At 39.1% G+C, this 20,898-nt stretch carries 21 protein-coding genes and 1 tRNA gene; 12 read left to right on the plus strand and 10 right to left on the minus strand.

All coding sequences use genetic code 11. The features are described 5' to 3' along the window. The first annotated feature begins 24 nt into the window (after positions 1-24). Both ttdA and ttdB read left to right on the plus strand, forming a co-directional pair. A complete protein-coding gene (gene ttdA / locus SULBA_RS00065; protein WP_014768235.1) occupies positions 25-924 on the plus strand; it encodes a L(+)-tartrate dehydratase subunit alpha in 900 nt (299 codons plus the stop codon). Continuing rightward, on the plus strand, positions 921-1,535 hold the full coding sequence (gene ttdB, locus SULBA_RS00070; RefSeq protein ID WP_014768236.1) for a L(+)-tartrate dehydratase subunit beta: 615 nt from the start codon (positions 921-923) through the stop codon (positions 1,533-1,535). The genes ttdA and ttdB overlap by 4 nt, the downstream gene beginning before the upstream one ends. A gap of 24 nt (positions 1,536-1,559) precedes the next feature. On the opposite strand, the gene SULBA_RS00075 is transcribed toward ttdB, so the two are convergent. Further along, a complete protein-coding gene (locus tag SULBA_RS00075; protein ID WP_014768237.1) occupies positions 1,560-2,216 on the minus strand; it encodes a GntR family transcriptional regulator in 657 nt (218 codons plus the stop codon). Between the two features lie 135 nt (positions 2,217-2,351). Between SULBA_RS00075 and SULBA_RS00080 the strand changes: the two genes are divergently transcribed. Both SULBA_RS00080 and SULBA_RS00085 read left to right on the plus strand, forming a co-directional pair. Then, on the plus strand, positions 2,352-3,023 hold the full coding sequence (locus tag SULBA_RS00080) for a hypothetical protein (protein ID WP_014768238.1): 672 nt from the start codon (positions 2,352-2,354) through the stop codon (positions 3,021-3,023). Between the two features lie 10 nt (positions 3,024-3,033). Beyond that, complete coding sequence (locus tag SULBA_RS00085) at positions 3,034-3,660, plus strand: tetratricopeptide repeat protein (RefSeq protein ID WP_014768239.1); 627 nt, start codon at positions 3,034-3,036, stop codon at positions 3,658-3,660. A 10-nt stretch (positions 3,661-3,670) separates the two neighbouring features. On the opposite strand, the gene SULBA_RS00090 is transcribed toward SULBA_RS00085, so the two are convergent. From SULBA_RS00090 to SULBA_RS00120, 7 genes are all read right to left on the minus strand, one after another. Next, positions 3,671-3,758 (minus strand) — tRNA-Ser (locus tag SULBA_RS00090). Between the two features lie 80 nt (positions 3,759-3,838). After that, on the minus strand, positions 3,839-4,912 hold the full coding sequence (locus SULBA_RS13215; protein ID WP_014768240.1) for a methyl-accepting chemotaxis protein: 1,074 nt from the start codon (positions 4,910-4,912) through the stop codon (positions 3,839-3,841). Positions 4,913-4,956: 44 nt separating this feature from the next. After that, positions 4,957-5,433, minus strand: a complete 477-nt coding sequence (cheQ, locus tag SULBA_RS00100; RefSeq protein WP_014768241.1) for a cheVAW transcriptional regulator CheQ — start codon at positions 5,431-5,433, stop codon at positions 4,957-4,959. Further along, the gene (locus SULBA_RS00105; RefSeq protein ID WP_014768242.1) at positions 5,434-7,017 is read right to left on the minus strand and encodes an aspartate:alanine exchanger family transporter; all 1,584 of its coding nucleotides are present in this window, start codon (positions 7,015-7,017) and stop codon (positions 5,434-5,436) included. 68 nt (positions 7,018-7,085) lie between these two features. Beyond that, entirely contained in the window at positions 7,086-7,622 is a 537-nt protein-coding gene (locus SULBA_RS00110) for a carboxymuconolactone decarboxylase family protein (protein ID WP_014768243.1), read from the minus strand. Between the two features lie 9 nt (positions 7,623-7,631). After that, complete coding sequence (locus SULBA_RS00115) at positions 7,632-8,564, minus strand: D-2-hydroxyacid dehydrogenase (RefSeq protein WP_014768244.1); 933 nt, start codon at positions 8,562-8,564, stop codon at positions 7,632-7,634. Between the two features lie 3 nt (positions 8,565-8,567). Beyond that, positions 8,568-9,125 (minus strand): cysteine hydrolase family protein, encoded by a 558-nt coding sequence (locus SULBA_RS00120; protein ID WP_014768245.1) that lies wholly within the window; start codon positions 9,123-9,125, stop codon positions 8,568-8,570. A gap of 106 nt (positions 9,126-9,231) precedes the next feature. Between SULBA_RS00120 and SULBA_RS00125 the strand changes: the two genes are divergently transcribed. The 6 genes from SULBA_RS00125 to SULBA_RS00150 all read left to right on the plus strand — a co-directional run bounded on the left by SULBA_RS00125 (position 9,232) and on the right by SULBA_RS00150 (position 15,458). Further along, complete coding sequence (locus SULBA_RS00125; protein WP_014768246.1) at positions 9,232-9,798, plus strand: TetR/AcrR family transcriptional regulator; 567 nt, start codon at positions 9,232-9,234, stop codon at positions 9,796-9,798. A gap of 53 nt (positions 9,799-9,851) precedes the next feature. Beyond that, positions 9,852-12,758, plus strand: coding sequence for an AAA family ATPase (locus SULBA_RS00130; RefSeq protein ID WP_014768247.1), 2,907 nt, complete (start codon positions 9,852-9,854; stop codon positions 12,756-12,758). Further along, positions 12,751-13,836, plus strand: a complete 1,086-nt coding sequence (locus tag SULBA_RS00135) for an HNH endonuclease family protein (RefSeq protein WP_014768248.1) — start codon at positions 12,751-12,753, stop codon at positions 13,834-13,836. Before SULBA_RS00130 ends, SULBA_RS00135 begins: the two co-directional genes overlap by 8 nt. Before the next feature lie 68 nt (positions 13,837-13,904). Then, positions 13,905-14,750, plus strand: a complete 846-nt coding sequence (locus SULBA_RS00140; protein ID WP_014768249.1) for an AraC family transcriptional regulator — start codon at positions 13,905-13,907, stop codon at positions 14,748-14,750. Positions 14,751-14,851: 101 nt separating this feature from the next. After that, entirely contained in the window at positions 14,852-15,154 is a 303-nt protein-coding gene (locus SULBA_RS00145; protein WP_014768250.1) for a type II toxin-antitoxin system Phd/YefM family antitoxin, read from the plus strand. Continuing rightward, positions 15,147-15,458: a type II toxin-antitoxin system RelE family toxin gene (locus SULBA_RS00150; RefSeq protein ID WP_014768251.1), complete on the plus strand. Its 312-nt coding sequence runs from the start codon at positions 15,147-15,149 to the stop codon at positions 15,456-15,458. Before SULBA_RS00145 ends, SULBA_RS00150 begins: the two co-directional genes overlap by 8 nt. Positions 15,459-15,541: 83 nt before the next feature. On the opposite strand, the gene SULBA_RS00155 is transcribed toward SULBA_RS00150, so the two are convergent. Next, positions 15,542-16,768, minus strand: a complete 1,227-nt coding sequence (locus SULBA_RS00155; RefSeq protein WP_014768252.1) for a glycerophosphodiester phosphodiesterase family protein — start codon at positions 16,766-16,768, stop codon at positions 15,542-15,544. Positions 16,769-16,906: 138 nt separating this feature from the next. Further along, complete coding sequence (locus SULBA_RS00160) at positions 16,907-18,100, minus strand: OprD family outer membrane porin (RefSeq protein WP_014768253.1); 1,194 nt, start codon at positions 18,098-18,100, stop codon at positions 16,907-16,909. Positions 18,101-18,277: 177 nt separating this feature from the next. On the opposite strand from SULBA_RS00160, the gene nikA reads away from it, so the two are divergent. Together nikA and nikB are read left to right on the plus strand one after the other, a co-directional pair. Next, complete coding sequence (gene nikA, locus SULBA_RS00165; protein WP_014768254.1) at positions 18,278-19,900, plus strand: nickel ABC transporter substrate-binding protein; 1,623 nt, start codon at positions 18,278-18,280, stop codon at positions 19,898-19,900. Between the two features lie 62 nt (positions 19,901-19,962). After that, positions 19,963-20,898 carry a nickel ABC transporter permease subunit NikB gene (gene nikB / locus SULBA_RS00170; protein WP_014768255.1) on the plus strand — a complete coding sequence of 312 codons (936 nt, stop codon included), beginning with the start codon at positions 19,963-19,965 and terminating at the stop codon, positions 20,896-20,898.

The following is a 20,898-nucleotide window of genomic DNA, read 5'->3' on the forward strand; positions in this document are numbered from 1 at the left end:
ATCACAGATTTTAAAGGAGAAAAGATGGCGACGTTTGGACAAACCACACAAATGGTTGATGTCATAGGAAAATTTGTGGATTTAGTTTCTAAAAAATTGCCCGATGATGTTATGGCAAAACTAACAGAGCTTCGTGCGGAAGAGAAAACGCCCTTAGCAAAAGCCATTTACGACGTTATGTTTGAAAATATGCAAAAGGCACTTACTCTCAATCGCCCTACCTGTCAAGACACAGGGGTAATTCAGTTTTTTGTGCGCTCAGGTGCAAAGTTTCCTCTTTTGGGAGAGCTTCGTGGTATTTTACGAGAGGCAACCATCATGGCAACAAAAAGCGCACCGCTTCGTCTCAATGCGGTAGAGGTATTTGATGAAAAAAATACAGGTACCAATGTGGGGACAGAGGTTCCGTTTATTGAATGGGAAATCGTGGATGATAGCTCAAATATTGAAATAGAAGTCTATCAAGCGGGTGGTGGCTGTTCTCTTCCTGGTCGAAGTATCGTCTTACCTCCTTTGGCAGGGTATGAGGGTGCGATGAAATTTGTTTTTGATACGATTGTGGATTGGGGGATTAATGCCTGTCCTCCTTTGGTGGTGGGTGTGGGCATTGGTACCTGTTCAAACTCCGCTGCTCTGCTCTCTAAAAAAGCGATGCTTCGGCCTGTTGGGACATCGCATCCGCATCCAAAAGCAGCTGAAATGGAGAAAAAAATTGAAGAGGGTCTTAATGCCATTGGTTTAGGACCTCAGGGGATTTCAGGTAAAAAGAGTGTGATGGCAGTTCATGTTGAAGGTATGGCGCACCATCCTTCGGTTTTAGGGGTAGGTGTCACGGTTGGGTGTTGGGCAAATCGCCATGGGGTCATTCGTTTTGATGAGCATCTAAACTACGAAATTATCTCTCACAAAGGAGTGAGTTTATGAAAAAAGTATTGACAACCCCAATTTCTGATGAAGCGATCAAATCACTCAACGTGGGAGATATTGTGTATCTAAGCGGTACACTGGTAACGTGTCGTGATGAGGGTCATCGAAGGGTCATTGTTGAGGGTATTATGCCAGAGCTTCCATTAGAAAAAATGGCTATTTTTCATGCAGGACCCATTGTCAAAGATGTTGAGAGTGGGTGGGAGATGGTCTCCATAGGACCTACCACGAGTATGCGAATGGAGCGTTACGAGAAAGAGTTTTTAGCCAAAACGGGTGTGAAACTGGTGATTGGTAAAGGGGGTATGGGAGCAAAGACGGCGGAAGGTTGCCAAGAGAGCATAGCCGTTCATGCGGTTTTTCCTGGAGGTTGTGGTGTGGTAGCAGCCGAACAAGTTGAAAAAATAGAGGGTAAAGAGTGGCCAGAATTTGGTATGCCAGAAGCCTTTTGGATTCTCAAAGTTAAAGAGTTTGGACCTTTGATTATCTCTATTGATACGCAGGGAAACAATCTGTTTGAGAGCAATAAAATAGGCTTTCATGAAAAGAAAGAAATTGCCTTAGAAGAGACAGCCAAAGCAATTGTTTCTATGATTGCAAAGAGTTAAAAGAGGAGGCACAACCGTGCCTTTTCAATGTGTTTTATAATTTTCTAGGGTGCTGTTCATGCTATAAATAATATGCTGACGCATGGTCTCACATGCTCTCTCATACTCTTTTTTTTCCAATTGTTCTATAATTTTTTCATGGTCGCTAAGAGAAATCGCCGCATACTCTTGTGCCGTAACCAGACGATTCATCGACAAACCATTCCAAAGTAAAGAGAGAAAGGATTTGAGTTTTTCGCTCTTTGCAGCTTCCCAAATGCTCATATGAAAGGCTTGATTGGCAAGATTGTAAGCGTGGGTATCACCTTTTTCTTTTGCGTATCGGCCTTGTTCATTGACTTTTTTAATGGTTTTGAGTGTCTCATCGTTCATACGCTCACATGCTCGCCTTAGTGCTTCCGTCTCAAGCAAAATGCGCATCTCATAATGGTCTTTGATCGCATCAACCGAGATGCCTTTGACAATCGCACAACGATTTTGACGAAGTTCTAAAAGCCCCTCAGAGGCTAAAATATGAAACGCCTCACGTACGGGTGTGCGTGACATGCCTACTTGTTCACCGATGCTATCAAGGGTAATGGACTGACCTGGGGCAATGCCTCCTGAGAGAATGGATGAGCGTAACATGGAAGCGACTTGCTCACGAGCAGGGAGCATTTGGACTTTTTGAAGATTGATCATAAAAACTCTTTGGCATTCAATTTTATTTAGTATAGCACGACAAAGCTATCATTTCAAGAAGAGGTTTATGGCACTGCTTTACATGTAAAGATTTTATAGCTTCATAGGTGTATAATACACTCAAAGGAGTGTCACATGAAGTACCTAATAAGTAGCGTATTTGTCTTAGCAATCTTTTTAGGATGCGAAAATCGTTCAACACACAATGATGGCACTGCCGTATCAGCATCAACGGTTGAAGGGGTGTATCAAAATGCTATCAAAGAAGCTCTTTTTAAAAGTAAACATCCTCCACAGTCGTATCAAGAATTAGCATGGCAAAAAATGAAAAGCAGTGAAAATGTTTCCAAACGCATTGGGAAAAGAGTACTTTTTATTCGGCATCGTTTTCAAGAGAAAAACAACTACAAAGGGGCTATTCAGCGGGAATATATCTATTTTATTGGCGATACTAAACCCTCGTTGATGATTGATTTTGATGTGAAAAAAGCTTTTGGGGAATTTATTGACAATCAGAGTGTTCAAGAAATATTTTCTTCATCCATTTGGAATCTATCCTCTTTACATGTAAACTATCAGCAAAGTTTTCAAGATGCCTCCTCAAAACAACTTGTGAAAGATTTTATCTACTCGATAAGACGTTACAGCAAGGAAGACCAATCCTACCTAGAAGAGGCAATCTCTAAAGCATATACCCCTTTGTCTATTGCCAATAATGTTGCACTCTTTATGACCATGCGCCTCTTTCCAGAGCTTTTAGAAGAGTTGTTGTTTGATGAAGTGATCTATGAAGGAACGTATAAATAAAGGAGATATTATGCGAAAAAGAGTCTGTTTTTTGATCTGTTTTTTAAGTGCATCCTTTGTGTACGCCAACGATTTGTTGCAAGGTTTGGCAGCATACGAACGGCAAGAGTACGGCATGGCAGTGGAATTGTTTGAGTCTTCGTGTGCCACTGGAAATGCAGAAGCGTGTTATAACCTTGCCAATATGTACGATGCAGGCATGGGGGTGTATAAAAACGATGTAAAAGCCGTTGAACTTTTAACTAAAGCGTGCGAGGGTGATTTTAGCGATGCGTGTTATAACTTAGGTATGATGTACGAGAGCGGTGAGGGTGTTCAAAAAGATACCATTAAAGCCTTTACCCTTTTTTATAAAACCTGCGAAAATGGGCACACGAGAGGATGTTATAACACGGCTTTGATGTACTATAAAGGAAATGGCGTTCAGCAAAATTACGCAAGAGCGTTTGAGTTGTTCCAAAAAACCTGCAACGAGGGGTATGAAAAGAGTTGCTATAATTTAGGGGTGATGTACCGTAACGGACAAGGTGCTCCAAAAGATTTAAATAAAGCACTTTTACTCTACCAAAAAGCATGTGAACAAGGACTTTCTATAGCGTGTGATAAGTATGGAAAATTAAAGAGTGAGATGCAATAAGAATAATATATGGCAGAGAGGAAGGGATTCGAACCCTCGGTGAGTTGCCCCACACACGCGTTCCAGGCGTGCTCCTTCAACCGCTCGGACACCTCTCTATAATTGAAGAGTGGAAGTATAACGATTTTGTGCTTATTTGAGGATTAATAGCGTTACATGTAACGCTATTAATCTCTTTTTAGGATTTGCGAATCGCTTTAAAACCCTCAATAAGTTTCTCAAAGCCTATTTTACTTGCATTTTCTACAGATTTAAAGGTTTGAATCCCCTCTTGTTCATTGCCCCCTGTTGCAAAAATCTCAATTGCTTTTTTGAGCCCATCGTGGACTTTCATATGGTGCTCATTTACTTCATTGGCAATTTGTGTATTCAAGCGTTGATTGATGGTACCAAACCATTTTCCAAAACGGCATGCAGTATGTCCCAAAATATCGGCTTGTTTATGGGATAATACGGCATTGTAGCCTTTAAGTTTGAGTAAAATATGGTCAATTTTCCCATTGCTAATAGAAATTTCACTGGTGACATTGTCGCATTTATTGGTGATGCTTGTTGAATTTGAGAGCATGCTATGAATTTCCTGTGAGAAGGCATTGAGTGTTTGCATAGAGCTTTGTGACTCTTTTTGAAACGTTTCGCTAGTATCTGCCATGGAGCTTGTATTTTGCTTTAAAATACTAATATTTGTCTCAACTTCAAGCGTTGCTTTTTGGGTGCGTTCTGCTAGTTTTCGAACCTCATCGGCAACGACGGCAAACCCTCGTCCATGCTCTCCCGCACGAGCTGCTTCAATCGCCGCATTAAGTGCTAAGAGATTGGTTTGATCCGAGATGTCTTTGATAAGGTTGATGATGTCAGAAATGGCTGAAACACTGCTTGAGAGGTGTTCAACATCGTGGGTAAACTTTTGGGTTAACGCTTGTACGTTTTCAAGTGAGCGGACAATATCACTTGTTTGTTTTTCAATTGTTTGTCCTCCTTGCGCTGAGGCGTTATTGAGGGTATTGATTTCATTTAGCATGCCCAAACTCTCTTCAACGGTATTTTGTAAAAAGTTCATACCATCTTCATAACTTGCAAGCAAAAGCGAGAGTAAGGCTTCTTTGGTAACGTCTGTTTTTATTTCTTGAACACTTTGCAGTGTTTTTTGTTCATTGCGTAGGGATTGGAGCTCTTTTTCTTTATCAAGAAGGGTTATTTTGAGAGCTTCATTTTCACGCTCTAGTGTTGCGATACGTTTTCCACCAAACATGGGATTCTCCTTGCTAAAATAATGCGTGATTATAGCAAAGAAGTTTAGTAATAGCCTACGCAAATACCATTACTAAGTTGAATTTTTTTTTCAAAGGGTGAGGGTCCGAAGTATTTGCATTTTTCGATGTAGATGTGGTAGTTATAGCTTAGGTTTAAGTCATCGTAAAATTTTTTAAGATTGACAAATTTGACATCACACACATCAATGATTTCTAAAGCTTTGTAGATACAGGAGTTGTTGTGTTCAATAAGATGCGAGGGCGCAAGACCTGTGTATTTGCAAAAGGCTTGAGACTGCACCATACCCGTGAGGTCGGTGCACTCTTTGATAAGTGTTTTGTAACGAGGTAAGATGCTCTCTTTGCGTAAGAAAACCACCCGTGCGTCATCAAATTTTGCCGCTTCCACACCTTTCCAGTAACGATAAGCGTTGGATGAAATCCCAGCAAGAAGACTGAACTCTTTGTTTAACACATAGTTGTTCAGCCAATGATTGTGCGTGAGGATTTGCATCTGCATTTACATAATCTTCATACCTAATTGTGCAAGAACAATGACTAAGACTAAGCCTAGTGGATAAACCGCTGCGTAAGCAATAGAAGGGTAATCGGTTTTGGTCATATTGTTTGCCATGGTTAAAGAAGGTGTCGAGGTCATAGCTCCCGAGAGAACACCCAAAATATCGATAAAATTCATTTTCAACACAACTTTACATGTAAAGGCAACAAGGCCCAATGAGATAATAAGTGCACCAAGGGCGATGGCGATGGGTAAAAAGCCGTTATTGTGCAGGGATTCGAGTAGGTATTTTCCCGCATTGGTGCCAAGTGTGGCGATAAAAATGAGCTGTCCCAATGTTTTTAACAGGGTTGTGGAGTGTGGTGAAAGGTTCCAGACGATAGGTCCAACACGTCCCAAACGTCCCAGTACCAACGCCGTAATCAAAATACCCCCCACAAAGCTGAGTTTAATGGCTCCCACTCCTGGAATGTAAAAAGGAATGCTACCAAGCAAAATACCCAAAACAACCCCCAAAGAGATAGGTAAAAAATCCGCCGCTGGGTATTTTAAAAGGTCATTACCAATAAATTTAGTCACTTTCTCAACGTAAATTTCAGGAGCTACCACATAGAGTTTATCGCCAAGGCGCAAGGTTAAATTGGGATAAGAGGGAATGTCAATACCCGCACGTCGCACTTTGGTAATAACCGTACGTAAAGACTTAAGCTCTTTAATCATACCAATTTTTTTGCCGACAATTTCTTTGTTTGTGGTCAGCAATCTAAGAACACTCATGTCGTCTTTAAAGACGTGTTCCTCGCCAATCTCTTGCCCTAGAACAATGCTGAGATTTGCCAGTTGCTCCTCGGTTCCTGCCACACGAATGACATCGCCAAAGCGTAAAATAACATCTTCATCATCGTGTTCTACCTTGCCATCAAGACTCATACGTTCAATGACCGTAGCCGTCATACTTTCTATTTTAGATTTTTTGATTTCACTGGTTTTGAAATTTTCATTGGTAATGCGAAAATTTCGGGTGTAAATATCGGGAAAACGGGTCTTTTGTGCCGCTTCATACGCTTCAACTTCTTTTTGCAAATCGACACGAAAGAGTACAGGCAAAAGACGCATCAATAATACTGTCACCACAATGCCAAAAGGATAGACCAAACCAAACATAACCGAGGTGGTTGCGGTGTGTTTAATTTCAAGTGCGGCGGCTAGTGCTGGAACGGAAGTTAAAGCTCCTGCAAAAATACCATCGGTAATGGTGCGAGGCATTTCAAAGATATACCCACACGTAAAAATAATCCCAAAAATTAACAGCAAAAGCACAACAGCAATGAGGTTGAGTTTAAGCCCTTCATTTTTAATCGTGTCAAAAAAACCAGGACCCGATTGAAGCCCGACCGCATAGATAAAAATTGCCAAGCCAAAGTATTGAAACGCATCTGAAATAACCATACCATAATGCCCTGCAATGAGCGCTACGATCAGCATCGCTGTCACATCAAGCGAGAAGCCTCTGATTTTAATATTGCCTAAGATGTAGCCAACGGAGATGATGGCAAAAAGATAAAAAATTTCGTTGTGAATCATTACATGTAAGCCTTAAAAAAGTTGACTTATTATATCGCATTTGTTTTTAAGCTTACATGTAAAAGCGATTAGAAATCTTTTTCGATTTTAAAGGTATCAAAGATGATGTCAATGGCGCTCATACGTGCACCGTGATTGGTTGCATCTAAAATCTCTCCATCGTTATAACCAAGCTCACGCAGGGCTTGAATATCTGATGCATTGACATCGTGTGGGGTGCGTACGGCTTTGAGGACAAAAAGAAGCATCGCTTTTTCTTTGGTATCTAGCTTAGCATCATTGGGATTGGCACGTATGGCTTCAACATCTTTGGGACTCCAACCTAGCATATTGATGAGGATTGAGGCGTTAAAATCGACACAATAGCTACAGCTATTTTTATCAGAAATCAACATACGAATGCTTGCTAAAAGCGGCATCGAGAGGGCTTTTTGTTTGACCATGTAGTATTCGATAAATGCCATTTGCTGTTTGATGAGCTCTGGGCTTGCGCTAAAGATTTGTGCTGAGTTACTCACACGTCCACGCATGGCTTCTATTTTTCCATAAAGCTCAGCGAGCTCACCTGTGGCGTTTTCGGGTTTGACGGTATTGATTAATGGCATAGTATCTCCTTAGTGATTTAGAAAGTTTTGAATGTTTTGGGCAACCAAGTTCATAAGAGCCGTACGTGCTTCAACGCTTGACCATGCGATATGCGGCGTCATAAGGAGACGCTCTGGATGCTTTACATGTAAAAGTGGATGATCTTTTTGCATCGGCTCAGTTTCTAGCACATCAAGTCCCACATAGAGCTCTTTTCCGTCGATGATCTTTGCAAGGGCGACTTCATCGATGATGCCGCCGCGTCCGACATTGACAAGCACGGAACCCTCTTGCATTAGGGTAAGTGCGTTCATGTCTATAAGCCCTTTGGTTTGGGCATTGAGCGGTGCGTGAATGCTGATAACCGAGCAGGTTTGAAGCATCTCTTCCAAGCTAAGTCGTTGAAAGAGCGCATCATTGTTGGCGCCACTGGTGGAAAAATAAACGACCTCCGATCCAAATGCCGTCGCAATCTTCGCCACCTCTTTACCAATCGTCCCAAGTCCGATAATCCCCCATCGTTTGCCTTTAAGTTCCCAAAAAGGACGCTCGATATGCGTAAAGGTTGGCGCTTCAACCCACCCACCTTTTTTAACAAAATCGTCGTAATAACCGCAACGACCGATGAGACTAAGGGCTAGCATGATCGTCGTTTGCGCCACAGAAGCTGTGGAGTAGCCTGCCACGTTTTTCACCACGATGCCCTTTTGGCTTGCATGCACCAAGTCAACATTGTTCGTTCCCGTTGCTGTGACGCAAATGAGCTGAAGCTGTGGGCACGCATCCATCGTCGCGGCATCAATGAGTACTTTATTGGTTAAAACGATGTTTGCATCTGCGATATGCGCAACACACTCTTCGGGTGACGTGGTCTCGTAAGTGCGAAACTCCCCAAACGATTTAAAGAGGCTTAGGTCAATATCTTTTCCCATCGTTTGGGCATCTAAAAAAACGATTTTCATACATTAATCCTTTTTAAGTAATGGTATCCATTCGTTTAGCGTTAAAACGCGACTAAATCCAAACGCCTGCGCGACTAAAAAGGCTCGGTGTAACGCTTCCGCACTCACGCTTCCTGCATTGTTCTCAAAATCCAGTGTGCCATTGGCATCGCTGAGAAATTCAACAGTATAGCCAAGCTGTGAAGCATCGCGTGCAGTGGCATCACAACAGTTTTGGGTCATGTATCCGATGATGGAAACCGTGTCAATACCAAGAGCTCTAAGCCTGTAGTTCAAGTCCGTTCCCACAAAAGAGCTCGCATGGTTTTTTTCGATATAAAGATCAGGCTTTATAGCTTTGATCGCATCGTGAAATTCCCACAGATGACTTCCTCTCGCAAATGCACCTGCATTTTCTTTGAGACTCGTGTGTTGCACAAAAACGATCATTTCACCCACTTTTTGTGCTTCAGCAATGGCGGTTTTGATATTCTCAAAACTGTTCGGCGGATAGCTAATGGGCAATGCCCCACCTTCAAAATACTCATTTTGAACATCCACAACGATAAGGGCTCGTTTCATAAAACCTCCTTGACTGTTTGGTCAAGCAGAAGTTTAACCAAAATTGACCGTTTAGTCAAGAGGTGCAAAATTATGTTATAATTGAATCAATAAATTGAGGAAAAAAATGGAAACTACACGAGAAAAGCTTATAAGAGCAACATTTGACGAGGTCTTTTCACACGGCTATCAAGGTGCATCGCTTGCCGACATCCTAGCCAAAGCAGGCGTGCACAAAGGTTCCATGTACCACTTCTTTGCCAATAAAAAAGAGATGGCACTTGCTGCGATAGAAGAAACCATACTCAAAAAAAATCTGGAAAAATACAGCTACGTCGAAACCTACACCAGTGGCTTGTTAGAAGCGTTTTACACCCAACTAAAAGACACCTCCGTGCGAGACTTCAAACGAGGCTGCCCCATCGCCAACGTCGTCCAAGAGATGTCCAACATCGACGAGGAGTTCAACACCTTGATGAAGTCCATTTACGGCGCATTTCGAGCAAATATCAAAGCTATTTTCGACAAAGCGATTGAGGTGGGAGAAATGAAACCCTGCGATACGACGAAACTGGCTCTTTTTACGACTTCAACCATTGAAGGCGCTATCTTGGCGGCTAAGGCGAGTGGAAATGCGCAGGATTATAGTGATGTGATTGAGGAGTTGATAGCGCATATTGAGGGGAAGAGATAGTATAATCAAATTTATTGTTTTTGTATTACATTTTTTCATAAAGGCATAAGTTGATGGGTGTAGATGATAACCAATACATGTGGTATGAATTGTATGGTGAATTAGCCAAAGGTTTACATGATTTTTATCAAAAGTACAAAAATGATAAAGAAAAATATGTTGGTGAACTTTTTTATGATTTATGTTTGACTAAAGAGTTTGAGTTTCATAGATTATTCAATTGGTCAAACAATATAACAGAAAAAAGTTTAGATCCTTTTCATGTGTTTGCTTCGTTTAACAATAGTTCAACGACTATGGATAAAAAATGGGAAAGACTACAATTTTATTTTGATATTTTAGAGATTAAAATCAATGCAAAAGAAGCGTTACAGGATAATCGCTTTTCTGTTCCACATATAGCTATTATTTATGCTGTCTCCAATAGAGACAAAAAAACACAAAATGAAATTTGGAAGTTTTTTGATGCTGTTTTATTAAATAATAGCAATAGTATTCAAAGCGGATTTGAAACATCGGTTAACTGGTTTGGTATCGGATTTACACTTTTAACAGAATTTTTATTTTGGGTTGATTCAGATAAATATCTTTCACTTGATAAGAATACCATTGCTTTGCTCAAAAAATATAACTTCCCCATACCTAAAGATTATCAAACATACAATAATTTACTTTTGAAAATTACAGAATTCACAAACAACCAAAATATCTTTAGATTATTAATTGAATATGCGTATCAACAAAAGGAGTTTTTAGATAAGCAATCCAACAAATCTCTTTTTACAGTTCTAAATCAAAAAAATGAGTCAATAAACGAAAATAATGAATATATTGAGGAAAATTACGTTGAGTCTGGATATGTTCAAGAGGCAAAGGAAGATATAAAATTTCAACTTATCGCTTTGAGAGTTTTGAATAATTGTTGGGATAAGTACTATAAAAGACTGAATAAAAATCTATATATCTTTAGCGATAAATTTCAATTTTCGCCTAATCAAGAAACAATTATTTATATCAAAAAAAATGATTTAAATTTGTTTGAAATCAAACAAATTACAGGTACAGATAATTTAAAAATTAATATTAATGTCATTGTTGGTAAAAATGGTTCAGGTAAAAGTACGCTTGTTGAACTTGCTTTTATGGCAATTAATAATCTATATATCGCATTAGAAAAAGAAGAAATAACCAATGATCAAATTGCTCCTAAATTAATAGAAGATGGTTTACATGTGGAGTTGTTTTTTATGACGGACAATCTCTATAAAGTCACAGTAGAAAATAAAAATATACTGATTGAGCAATACCAACAAGTTGATATTGCAAAAGACATTGTTACGTATGGAAAGAAAAAAGATGTTTCAACGCAGTTTTCAATAGATAACCTTTATTATACGATACATCTAAATTATTCTCTGCATTCACTCAATGAAAATTATTTTGGTAATTGGTTATTTCGCCTTTTTCACAAAAACGATGGATATAAAACACCCATTGTTTTAGAACCCTATAGAAAAGATGGCAATATTGACATCAATAGCCAAATGAGCTTAACGCAAGATAGGCTATTAGCTGATTTATTAGTGATGGAACCAGACACGCATGACAGACTATTAACAAAAAAACTTAAAGCAAAAAGTTTATCTCTAAGGCTTAATTATGAAAAAATGGATAAATACAAAGAGCCAACTGTATTTGTTATGCGTGAATTGCGTCAACAAATCAATAAAAAATTTGATCTTCTACTAGAAGACTTTTCAGAAGATATTTTAAAAAAATTTAAAAAACGTAAAAAAGTTTATTCTTTGCCTTTTCGTAATATTTCACTTTACGAAGAAGCAAAAAAAATATATCAAGAGTTTTCAATAGAGTTTTTAACGTTGATGTATATTTACAATAAATTATTAAGTATGATAAAAAATTATACATACTATAAACAATTTAAAAATAAATTAGGATTGCACAATATAGAAGAAATTTTTGAGTTTGTTGTAAAAGATATTAGCCATAAAGCATTTAAAATTAAACGTGCAATTTATTTTTTAAAATTTTATAATCAAAAATTTAGAAGGAGAGATCAAACTATAGATTTAAAGAAATTATCAGATGAGGTTTTGAGAATTCAAGCGACAAATCAAGAGTTAGGAATTCTTGAATTTTTGCCCCCATCTATTTATACACAAGAGATTATTTTTGATAATGGTCAAAAATTCGATGGATTGAGTTCAGGAGAGAAACAAAAGATATTTGTTCTCACAGCTATTACTTACCATCTTACAAATCTTGCTTCAAGTGAAAATTTTGAAAATATCAATATTGTTTTAGATGAAATAGAGCTTTATTTTCACCCTGAAATGCAAAAAGATTTTATTAATGACTTGTATCATAATTTAAAAGAAAATGCTTATATCCGAAACAAATTAAGACAATTAAACTTTATCTTTGTCACACATTCGCCATTTATTTTATCAGATGTTACGCACCATGAATTATTGGCTTTAGATGAAAATGCTATGCCTAAGCCAGACTTAAAACCCACTTTTGGAGCGAATATTTATGAATTGCTTCAAGACAGTTTCTTTATGGAGTCCTTTTGGGGAAATTTTGCCAAAGAGAAAATAGAAGAAATAGTTAAAATTGTTAGGCTTTATGAGTTATGTAAAAAAGAAAGTCGTCCAGATGAATTTGATGAGTTTACCGAACTTTATCGAAAAAAATATAATATAAAAGAGAAAGTTGAAATTAACTGTTTTGAAATAAAAAAGAAAATTGAACAAGACAAACCTAATTTAGTTCTTTTGGTAGAGTCTGTAGGGGAAAAAATCATTCGATATGAGTTACTACAGCTGTTGGATAAAATCGGTAGCTTGGATGAAAATTTAGCTTATAAACTTGCAAAACATGATGTAAAACTTTTAGAAGAAGCCTTAAAACTTGCACAAGAAAATCAAAATGATTAAGGTTGATAATTCTGCAAAAAGAAGAATTTTTACGGAAAGTAAAACTCAAAAAGTTTTAAGTCTTAAAGCACAAATTGAAAAAAAAATTGAAACTCTTGAGGCAAATAGAACTTACAATTATGATAAGGCGCTATGTAAATTTGAAAAAGAGCTAAATTCAAAAAATCTCTCCGTTTTCAAATTTAAAAATGCCATAGAATTAAAAATTGATGAGCTGTTGCAACCGCAGCAACAACTATCCGAATCATTTAAACGAGAATTGCAAAAATTGAAAAAATCACTCTATCTTATTCTTGTTGGAGATATATCACAAATAAGATTTTTTATTAAGCAGCTACGCGATAATGGGTCTTTATTGATACATCTTTATTGTGATGAAACAAATCATCCAAAATCTAATGATTATAAAAAATTTCAAGAAATATTTGAAGATTTATATAAAAAAGAACTAAGTAATCACTCTATAAAAAAATCATTTTTTGAGATGTTTGAAGATATTAATGTGTGCCCTTACTGTAACCGTAATTTTATTAATCCAATTTATAAAAAGACTAAAATCGGTTGTGACAATGAAACACAATCTCCAGATATTGAACACTTTTTTCCAAAATCAATGTATCCTTTTTTATCTCTTAGTATTTCAAATTTATTGCCATCTTGTAGTTTTTGTAACAAAATTAAAAGTAATGTCGATACATTTAATAATTGCAAAAGTCCTTATGAAATTGACAATAAAATAGATTTTCTTTTTGAGTTTAACCAAGATGCACAAGATATAAATAAGCGGAATGTTACAGTAAAGACAAAGCTCAATAATTCTGAAATATTGCATCTTGAAAACCTTTATAACGAAGTACATTTACACTATATCAACGATATTTATTTTGATGTTTTTAGTCATCCTGAAAAATATTTGAATGAGCTTTCTAGTACTTTAAAGGCAGATGAATCTGAACAGAGAAAATGGTACAAAAGCTTTTTCAGAAATTATGCCGACGAAGCAGATTTTAATAAGCATCCTTTGTCAAAATTAACTAAAGATTTATTTAATCATTTAAATTCAGTTAAACAAACTTAGCAATATCGGAGTAGTTTTATCTCCCCGATTTTTCTACAATACCCAAAGCGAAAAGCAAAAGAGGTGCGATGAAAGCGAGTACTCGTGAGGATTATGTTCGGTTGGTGTATAAAGTTGTTTTTTACATCGAGCAAAACGCCGACAAGGAGCTTAGCCTTGAAGAGTTAGCCAAGGTAGCTGGGTTTTCGAAGTACCATTTTCATCGCATTTTCAAAGCTGTTACGGGAGAAAATATTGGTGATTTTATCGCTCGGGTGCGGTTGGTTTATTCGGCGTGGAAGCTCAAAACTGAACCCAAAATCACCAATGTAGCGCTCTCGTGTGGATTTGAAACCAACGCCTCTTTTTCTAAAGCGTTTAAAAACCGTTTTGGCATGAGTCCACGTGCGTATGCGACGATGCTCAAAGCGAAAAAAGGAGTTGTGATGTTAAAACCTACCATTGTCGAGTTTAAACCTTTGAGCGTTTTTTATGTGCGAAAAACAGGAGCGTACGAAACCTCTTCGTGTGAGGCGTGGAATGTCTTGATGGCGTTTGCGTATGAGCAGAGAATGAAGTTTCGTAAAAATATTATGGGCAAAGAGACGATGCACTTTGGCATCGGGCACGATAACCCTAGCTTAGTTGAGCAAAATTTACTGCGTTACGATGCGTGCATCACCTGCGAGGACGAGAGCATTGAGCTCAAAAGTGAAGTCTTTAAAAAGGTGCTTGAGGGTGGAAAATGCGCCGTGTTTTTACATAAAGGGGCGTATGAAAATCTAAAAGCGACCTATGCTCAGATTATGGATTGGGTGGTTGCTGAGGGTATTGGACTTCGTGATGCACCTTTGTTTGAGAAGTACCTCAACCGTGATCCTAGGCGCACGAAGCCTGAGAATTTGCGTACGGAGATTTATGTTCCTATCGCATAATTATCTTTACATGTAAAGCTTTTTATGGACATGATTATTTGAACTTCTATGTTATAATACGTGTAATAACACGGATTTAAATACGCATAGGAGAAAATAAAATGGTAGCATACACACAACAAGAGATGGTAGGAGCCACGGAGTTAGCCAAATCGCTGGGTGGTTTTATAGACAAAGTAGTATCTCGAAGTGTCGAAAAACTCGCCATCGTTCGCCACAATAAGCCCGAAGCCGTTATCTTGCCCATAGCAGAATACGAGCGGATGAAAGCCATTGCGGACTATGTGGAAGATATGGAGATTTTACACATCATCGAAGAGCGTATGCCTGAGGGAAAAGAGCTTAAAACCGTACCGCTGGAAGAGATGATGGGGCGTTTGCGCAAAAGAGGGTTAGATGTATAGTATCGAAACCCTTGAAGAGGTAGAAGATGATTTGTTGCTTTTGCCCAAAGAGGTGTTGGTGGAAGCGTTAGCGTATTTTGACAAATACAAAACAAATCCCTTTCAATACTCCCAACCCCTAGAAAATAAAGGCGGTCGAGATCTAAGAGGTTGTCGCAAAACCTATATTGCTAATGCCACATACCGAATTATCCTTCAAGTGGAAAAAGGCGTGGCAAAAATCGTCAGCATTATCTGTGTAGGTGAACGCAACAATATGGACGCTTACAACACAGCACATGCAAGATTGAATCTTCAAAAATAGCAATTCTTACGCATTTTTAACATCATCATTATCTTTACATGTAAAGCCCTTTGGGTGGCGCAAACCACCCAAAGGAAGATGCTTTATTTCACCAAACCTTTGCAGTTGGCGTAGTAGGTTGTTGTGGCTGGCCAGTCGGAGAAGACGCCTATGACGCCGACATCTTTGGCTAGAACATCCAAAAGGGTGTAGGTGTCGCCGTCGTTGTTGGTGACATCTTTGATGCTCTGGTAGTACCAGCCGCCACCGTCTTTAAGTAACCCTGAGCGCTCAAGTGACCATGTGATGATTTTGAGTCCTTTTTGCTTCAGCGCTTTAGCGTACGGGGAAGGAACGAGGTTTTTATTGGCATCGACGCTGACCAATGCAAAAAGCGGTGGTGCTACGATTTTGACGCCGTCTTTCACAAAACCATCTAACTCCGCAATGTCTTTAGCATAGTTATCTTTGAGGTCAAACGTTTCATCTAAAAAGACCGCTTGTTTGCCAAATTCGGGGTTTTTCTTGATCCAGTAGAGAATGTCGGCGTATTCAAAGGATTGGGCAAAGACTAAGCTTGGTTTCACGCCTGCTTTTTTGTACTCTTCTATCATCTGTTGGGCGTATTGCTCTTGGGTGTAGGTTCCATTAAACGGCATGGTGACACTTGGTGCTTTAAGCTCAGGCGTCATTTTAACACCCAAACTTTTAAACAGCTCAATGCTCTCCGCATGGGTCATCAGTGTGCCCGTAGAAGCGTAACGGTCGGTTCTCCAGCTTGGCGTTGCATTCATGTACTCTTTGAGATTGGTTGCTTTTTCATTTTCAGCGTCCATCTTGCCTTTGAGGGTTCTAAACTCGGCTAAGGTAATGTCGCTGGTACAACATTTTGCGCTTGCTTTTTTGCCTGTGCTCGCATCAGCTGGGCTAAAAGGCTCCGAACATTTTGCGGCTAATGGCGTGTCTAAGATGTTGGTGGTGGTGTGCAAGTCGCACTGAGAGTGTCGGCACACAAGTTGCAAGTCTTTGGTAAAGGTCACATCGCACTCGATGATACCAGCCCCCATACGAGCTGCTGCTAGGTAGGATTCTTTCGTGTGTTCGGGAAACTGCATACTTGCCCCTCGATGACCGATGGAGAAGTCTGAGGGTTTAAACGAGGTCACTTTGCACTGTTTTAAAGACTCCTTGAGTTTCCCCTCGTCCATATCGTCCACAAGATAATACGGTCTTACACCCACTTGTACAGTGACATTCTGCGTTTTTGCTTCATTGGCATACACACTAAGTGCCAACAAAGCAACACTTGAAAAAACAGCTAAATGTTTCATATGTTTTCCTCTGAGATGATAAATTTATAATCTATTTTGCCATGGGTTCATAACAAAAAAGCTACATCGCAGAAAATATACTATAAAAAAAGCATTGAAAAGAAGCGTGCACCGTGTGTTATGGTGCACGCTAGAAGATTAAAATTTGTAAGAGCCTCTAAAGCGGAATTGATCGCCATCACCATCTTTGCCTATGGTTTCGTATTGCGCTGAAACACTTAAGCCTTTGAGTTCACCACTAAAGGTATACGAGGCGTAGAACCCTGTGTAAGAGACCTCTTCATTTTTAGTATTGGTATAGGTATAAACCGTTCCAATCGTAGAAGCAGGCGTTATTTTATAGTCCAAACCACCTGCATAGGCTTTCATATCAGGGGTGTAGTTGTAAGAGCCAATGATAGAATTGGTGTAAATAAGGTCGCTTCCATTGCCCGCACCATGCACTAATTGTCCTGCAGGAGTGTTGTCATCTGAAATTTTTGAATACGCAACATAAGCGCTTATATCTGCATAACTTGCCCCAGCTTTTAAACCATAACCATCAATAGTATCGTCTTGTCCTGCCGCAACGGAACTATGGTGGTTAAACCAGTATTGACCTGAGAGGTTGTACCCAAATGCGCCCATTTTATTGGCATACACGACTTCTGCATTGTAAATATCAAGGTCTGAATGGCGTGTGGCAACATAATCATTAATTTTTGCCCATGCACCTGTGAGGGTTAAGCCTGCAATGGATTTGTTAATGGCATAAAGAGAGTACATACCATCAAAGTAACTATCAAACTCACCAATGTCACCATCTCGGTTGGTACGTGCTTGAAACTTGTTGATGTACACAGCGCCTAAGGTTGTGTCAGGAATATCTTTGTTGGTAATTAAAGCACCCTCAAACGATTCACGAATCAGGCGTGAACCACTCCCTGCAATCAGTGGCGTTCCCATATACATACGTCCCACTTTCACATCGGTTTTACCTAACGTGTATGCAAGATAGGCTTCAGAGAGTTGTGCCCCTTGCGCCCACATATCTCGTGTAAACATCGCTTTGCCATCATCGTCTGCAAACGGGGTTGCGCTTGATTGGAAAGTAGCACCTGCTCTAAATCCCATAAAGCTATCGGTGACGTAATTGAGCATCAAACCTGTGGCAAAAATATCTTCATGCCCTTTGTGGTCATTGGGTATATCCCTACTAAAATAGTATGCACGAATTTCTCCTGCTACTTTACCGTTTTTAAACGCATCAGCAAGGCTATCTGCCGCAAAAGCGTTACTTGAAAGCGTAGCAAGTGCCGCCATTGCTACTAAACTTAAACGTGAAAATTTCATATATTCTCCTATAAATTGATAATAAAAATCAGAATACTACACGACAAGGGCTTAATTTTTCTTTTTATTTTATTTTTTTATTAAATAAAAATATTACGTTTGACTTGATAATCGTTTTTATGTTATGATACTATTTGATTTTTGTTATCAAAAAATATTTCGTGACAAAGGGTTTTTATGAAGAAAATTGGTTTAGTGCTTTTGATTGTTTTAGCCGTGGGTTTAGGGGTCTATTTTGTAGCTCCAAAACAAGAAAATACTCAAGCGGAGGCTCCAAAAAAGAGTGAACAAACCGTGGTATTTGCTAACTTTAGAGATATAAGGGATTTGAATCCGCATCTATACGCTGGTGAATTGTACGCACAAAATATGTTGTTTGAATCGTTGGTACACATTGCCAATGACGGTAAAATTGAGCCGTGGTTAGCGACGGAGTGGAAGATTTCAGAAGATGGAAAAACCTATGTGTTTAAATTGCGTGAAGATGTCTCATTTTTTGATGGTGAAAAGTTTAATGCCAAAGCTGCCAAAGCCAATTTCGATGCGATTTTAAGCAACATTAAACGCCACGGATGGTTAGAGTCTGTCCGTCTTATGGACGCCATCAATCAAAAAGGTGAAGAAGCGGTACAAGCTACTGGCGAATACGAACTTACCCTAAAACTTGACGCTCCGTATTACCCACTTTTGGTAGAACTTGGTGTGATTCGTCCGTTTCGTTTTATCTCTCCAAAGGCATTTATCAACGGTACAACCAAAGATGGTGTGAGTGCTCTTAGTGGAACAGGGCGTTATATGCTAAAAGAGAACCGAAAAGATGAGTATGCGGTGTTTGAAGTCAATCCAAATTATTGGGGTAAAAAGCCAGAACTTCAAAAAGTAGTGGTGAAAGTCATTCCTGACAATCAAACTCGTTTGATGGCGCTTGAAAAAGGTGAGATTGACCTTATTTTTGGGGTCAATATGGTTGATTCAGCGTCTTACAACAAATTTGCAAACCTCAAAGGCTTTAGTGGCGCTATGTCTGAGCCTCTTTCCACCCGTATGATTTTGCTCAATACCACCGATGCCATCACGGGTGATCTCAATGTACGTCAAGCGATTCAGCACGCCACCGATAAAGAGACGATTTCTAAAGCGATTTTTGCAGGCATTGAAAGTCCAGCAGAGTTGTTGCTCTCTAAAAACACGCCCTACTCTAACATTGGTTTAACGCCTTACGCTTTTGATAAAGCCAAAGCAGAATCCCTTTTGGAAGCTTCTGGATGGATGAAAGTTGAGGGTAAAAAATACCGTCAAAAAGAGGGTCGTGAGCTTGCTATTACGCTTAATTACAACAGTAACAATGTCACGGATAAAACCATTGCAGAGTTTTTACAAGGTGAGTTTGCGAAAATTGGGATGAACCTGAACATCGTCGGTGAAGAAGAACAAGCCAATCGTGACCGTATGAAAGCGGGAACGTTTCAGATGGTCTTTAACATCTCATGGGGTATGCCTTATGATCCACAATCCTTTTTAGCGGGTATGCGAAAAGTGGTGTATGGAGATTATGTGGCACAACAAGGACTTCATGATAAAGCCTTGATTGACGATACAATTTTGCATGCGCTTGAGAGTACCGATGAGACCAAACGTCAAGAACACTACCGTTTTGTTTTAACACGTTTGCACGATGAAGCGGTCTATTTGCCATTGACGTATGAGCGAAACCGAGCGATTTTCAATCAAAAAGTACACAATGTAGGTTTTGATGTCTCCAAATACGAAGTCCCTTTTGAGAAAATGAGTATTCAATAAATAGACAAAAGAGATGTGCGCCACAGCGTGCACATCTCTTTACATGTAAAGCAAGGAAGTGAATGAGAAATTATGTATTAAAGCGCCTGTTGTTCACCCTCCCCATGATGCTAGCCATCTCGTTTATCGCATTTGTTCTTATCAGTTTTATTCCCTCTGATCCTGCAGAAGTGGCACTGCGTGTCAATGAAATTATTCCTACCCATGAAGCCGTGGCTGCGATGCGAGAGAGTTTAGGTTTGAATGATCCTTTTTTAGTGCGTTATGTGAATTGGTTGTATGACTGTTTGCGTTTGGATTTTGGAAGCTCGTACATTCACCATAACCGTTTGGTGTTTGATGAGATTATGCGCAGTCTGCCTGCCACGCTTAAATTGGCATTTTTCTCCTTTGTCATTGTGATTGTGGTGAGTTTCCCCATTGGTATTTTAAGTGCGGTGTTTAAAGACTCTAAAATAGACAAAGCCGTGCGGGTCTTTATGTTTTTATTTACCGCTATTCCTAATTATTGGTTAGGGTTGATTTTGATGTGGGTGTTTGCGATTTATTTTAATCTCTTGCCCACCAGTGGAGCGACCAGTTTTGCGCACTATATTTTACCTGCCATCACGCTTTCCATGACCTATGTTTCAACGTACATTCGTCTCATTCGTAACTCCATGCTTGAAAACATGCAAGAGAATTACCTCTTTTATGCGAGGGTTCGAGGCATTAGTGAGGTGGTCATTGTGCTGAAACATCTTTTTACCAACTCCTTGCAATCGACGATGAATGCGCTTGGGATGAGTTTTGTACAACTCATTGCAGGTACCTTTGTGATTGAAAATATTTTTGCGATTCCTGGCATTGGAAGGCTGTGTATTACGGCTATTTTTAACCGTGATTATCCGATTATTCAAGCCTATATTTTAATGATGGGGCTTTTGTTTGTCTTTTGCAATCTCTTTATTGACATTCTTCAGACCTATTTAGACCCAAAACAGCGACGGAGTATGTAA

The organism is Sulfurospirillum barnesii SES-3 (genome assembly GCF_000265295.1).
GTDB classification, from domain to species: Bacteria; Campylobacterota; Campylobacteria; order Campylobacterales; family Sulfurospirillaceae; genus Sulfurospirillum; species Sulfurospirillum barnesii.

Excerpts from the sequence above, each read along its gene's own strand:
- ttdA (WP_014768235.1), top strand. The coding sequence starts at position 25 with ATGGCGACGTTTGGACAAACCACACAAATGGTTGATGTCATAGGAAAA.
- ttdB (WP_014768236.1), top strand. The coding sequence starts at position 921 with ATGAAAAAAGTATTGACAACCCCAATTTCTGATGAAGCGATCAAATCA.
- SULBA_RS00075 (WP_014768237.1), bottom strand. The coding sequence starts at position 2,216 with ATGATCAATCTTCAAAAAGTCCAAATGCTCCCTGCTCGTGAGCAAGTC.
- SULBA_RS00080 (WP_014768238.1), top strand. The coding sequence starts at position 2,352 with ATGAAGTACCTAATAAGTAGCGTATTTGTCTTAGCAATCTTTTTAGGA.
- SULBA_RS00085 (WP_014768239.1), top strand. The coding sequence starts at position 3,034 with ATGCGAAAAAGAGTCTGTTTTTTGATCTGTTTTTTAAGTGCATCCTTT.
- SULBA_RS13215 (WP_014768240.1), bottom strand. The coding sequence starts at position 4,912 with ATGTTTGGTGGAAAACGTATCGCAACACTAGAGCGTGAAAATGAAGCT.
- cheQ (WP_014768241.1), bottom strand. The coding sequence starts at position 5,433 with ATGCAGATGCAAATCCTCACGCACAATCATTGGCTGAACAACTATGTG.
- SULBA_RS00105 (WP_014768242.1), bottom strand. The coding sequence starts at position 7,017 with ATGATTCACAACGAAATTTTTTATCTTTTTGCCATCATCTCCGTTGGC.
- SULBA_RS00110 (WP_014768243.1), bottom strand. The coding sequence starts at position 7,622 with ATGCCATTAATCAATACCGTCAAACCCGAAAACGCCACAGGTGAGCTC.
- SULBA_RS00115 (WP_014768244.1), bottom strand. The coding sequence starts at position 8,564 with ATGAAAATCGTTTTTTTAGATGCCCAAACGATGGGAAAAGATATTGAC.
- SULBA_RS00120 (WP_014768245.1), bottom strand. The coding sequence starts at position 9,125 with ATGAAACGAGCCCTTATCGTTGTGGATGTTCAAAATGAGTATTTTGAA.
- SULBA_RS00125 (WP_014768246.1), top strand. The coding sequence starts at position 9,232 with ATGGAAACTACACGAGAAAAGCTTATAAGAGCAACATTTGACGAGGTC.
- SULBA_RS00130 (WP_014768247.1), top strand. The coding sequence starts at position 9,852 with ATGGGTGTAGATGATAACCAATACATGTGGTATGAATTGTATGGTGAA.
- SULBA_RS00135 (WP_014768248.1), top strand. The coding sequence starts at position 12,751 with ATGATTAAGGTTGATAATTCTGCAAAAAGAAGAATTTTTACGGAAAGT.
- SULBA_RS00140 (WP_014768249.1), top strand. The coding sequence starts at position 13,905 with ATGAAAGCGAGTACTCGTGAGGATTATGTTCGGTTGGTGTATAAAGTT.
- SULBA_RS00145 (WP_014768250.1), top strand. The coding sequence starts at position 14,852 with ATGGTAGCATACACACAACAAGAGATGGTAGGAGCCACGGAGTTAGCC.
- SULBA_RS00150 (WP_014768251.1), top strand. The coding sequence starts at position 15,147 with ATGTATAGTATCGAAACCCTTGAAGAGGTAGAAGATGATTTGTTGCTT.
- SULBA_RS00155 (WP_014768252.1), bottom strand. The coding sequence starts at position 16,768 with ATGAAACATTTAGCTGTTTTTTCAAGTGTTGCTTTGTTGGCACTTAGT.
- SULBA_RS00160 (WP_014768253.1), bottom strand. The coding sequence starts at position 18,100 with ATGAAATTTTCACGTTTAAGTTTAGTAGCAATGGCGGCACTTGCTACG.
- nikA (WP_014768254.1), top strand. The coding sequence starts at position 18,278 with ATGAAGAAAATTGGTTTAGTGCTTTTGATTGTTTTAGCCGTGGGTTTA.
- nikB (WP_014768255.1), top strand. The coding sequence starts at position 19,963 with ATGAGAAATTATGTATTAAAGCGCCTGTTGTTCACCCTCCCCATGATG.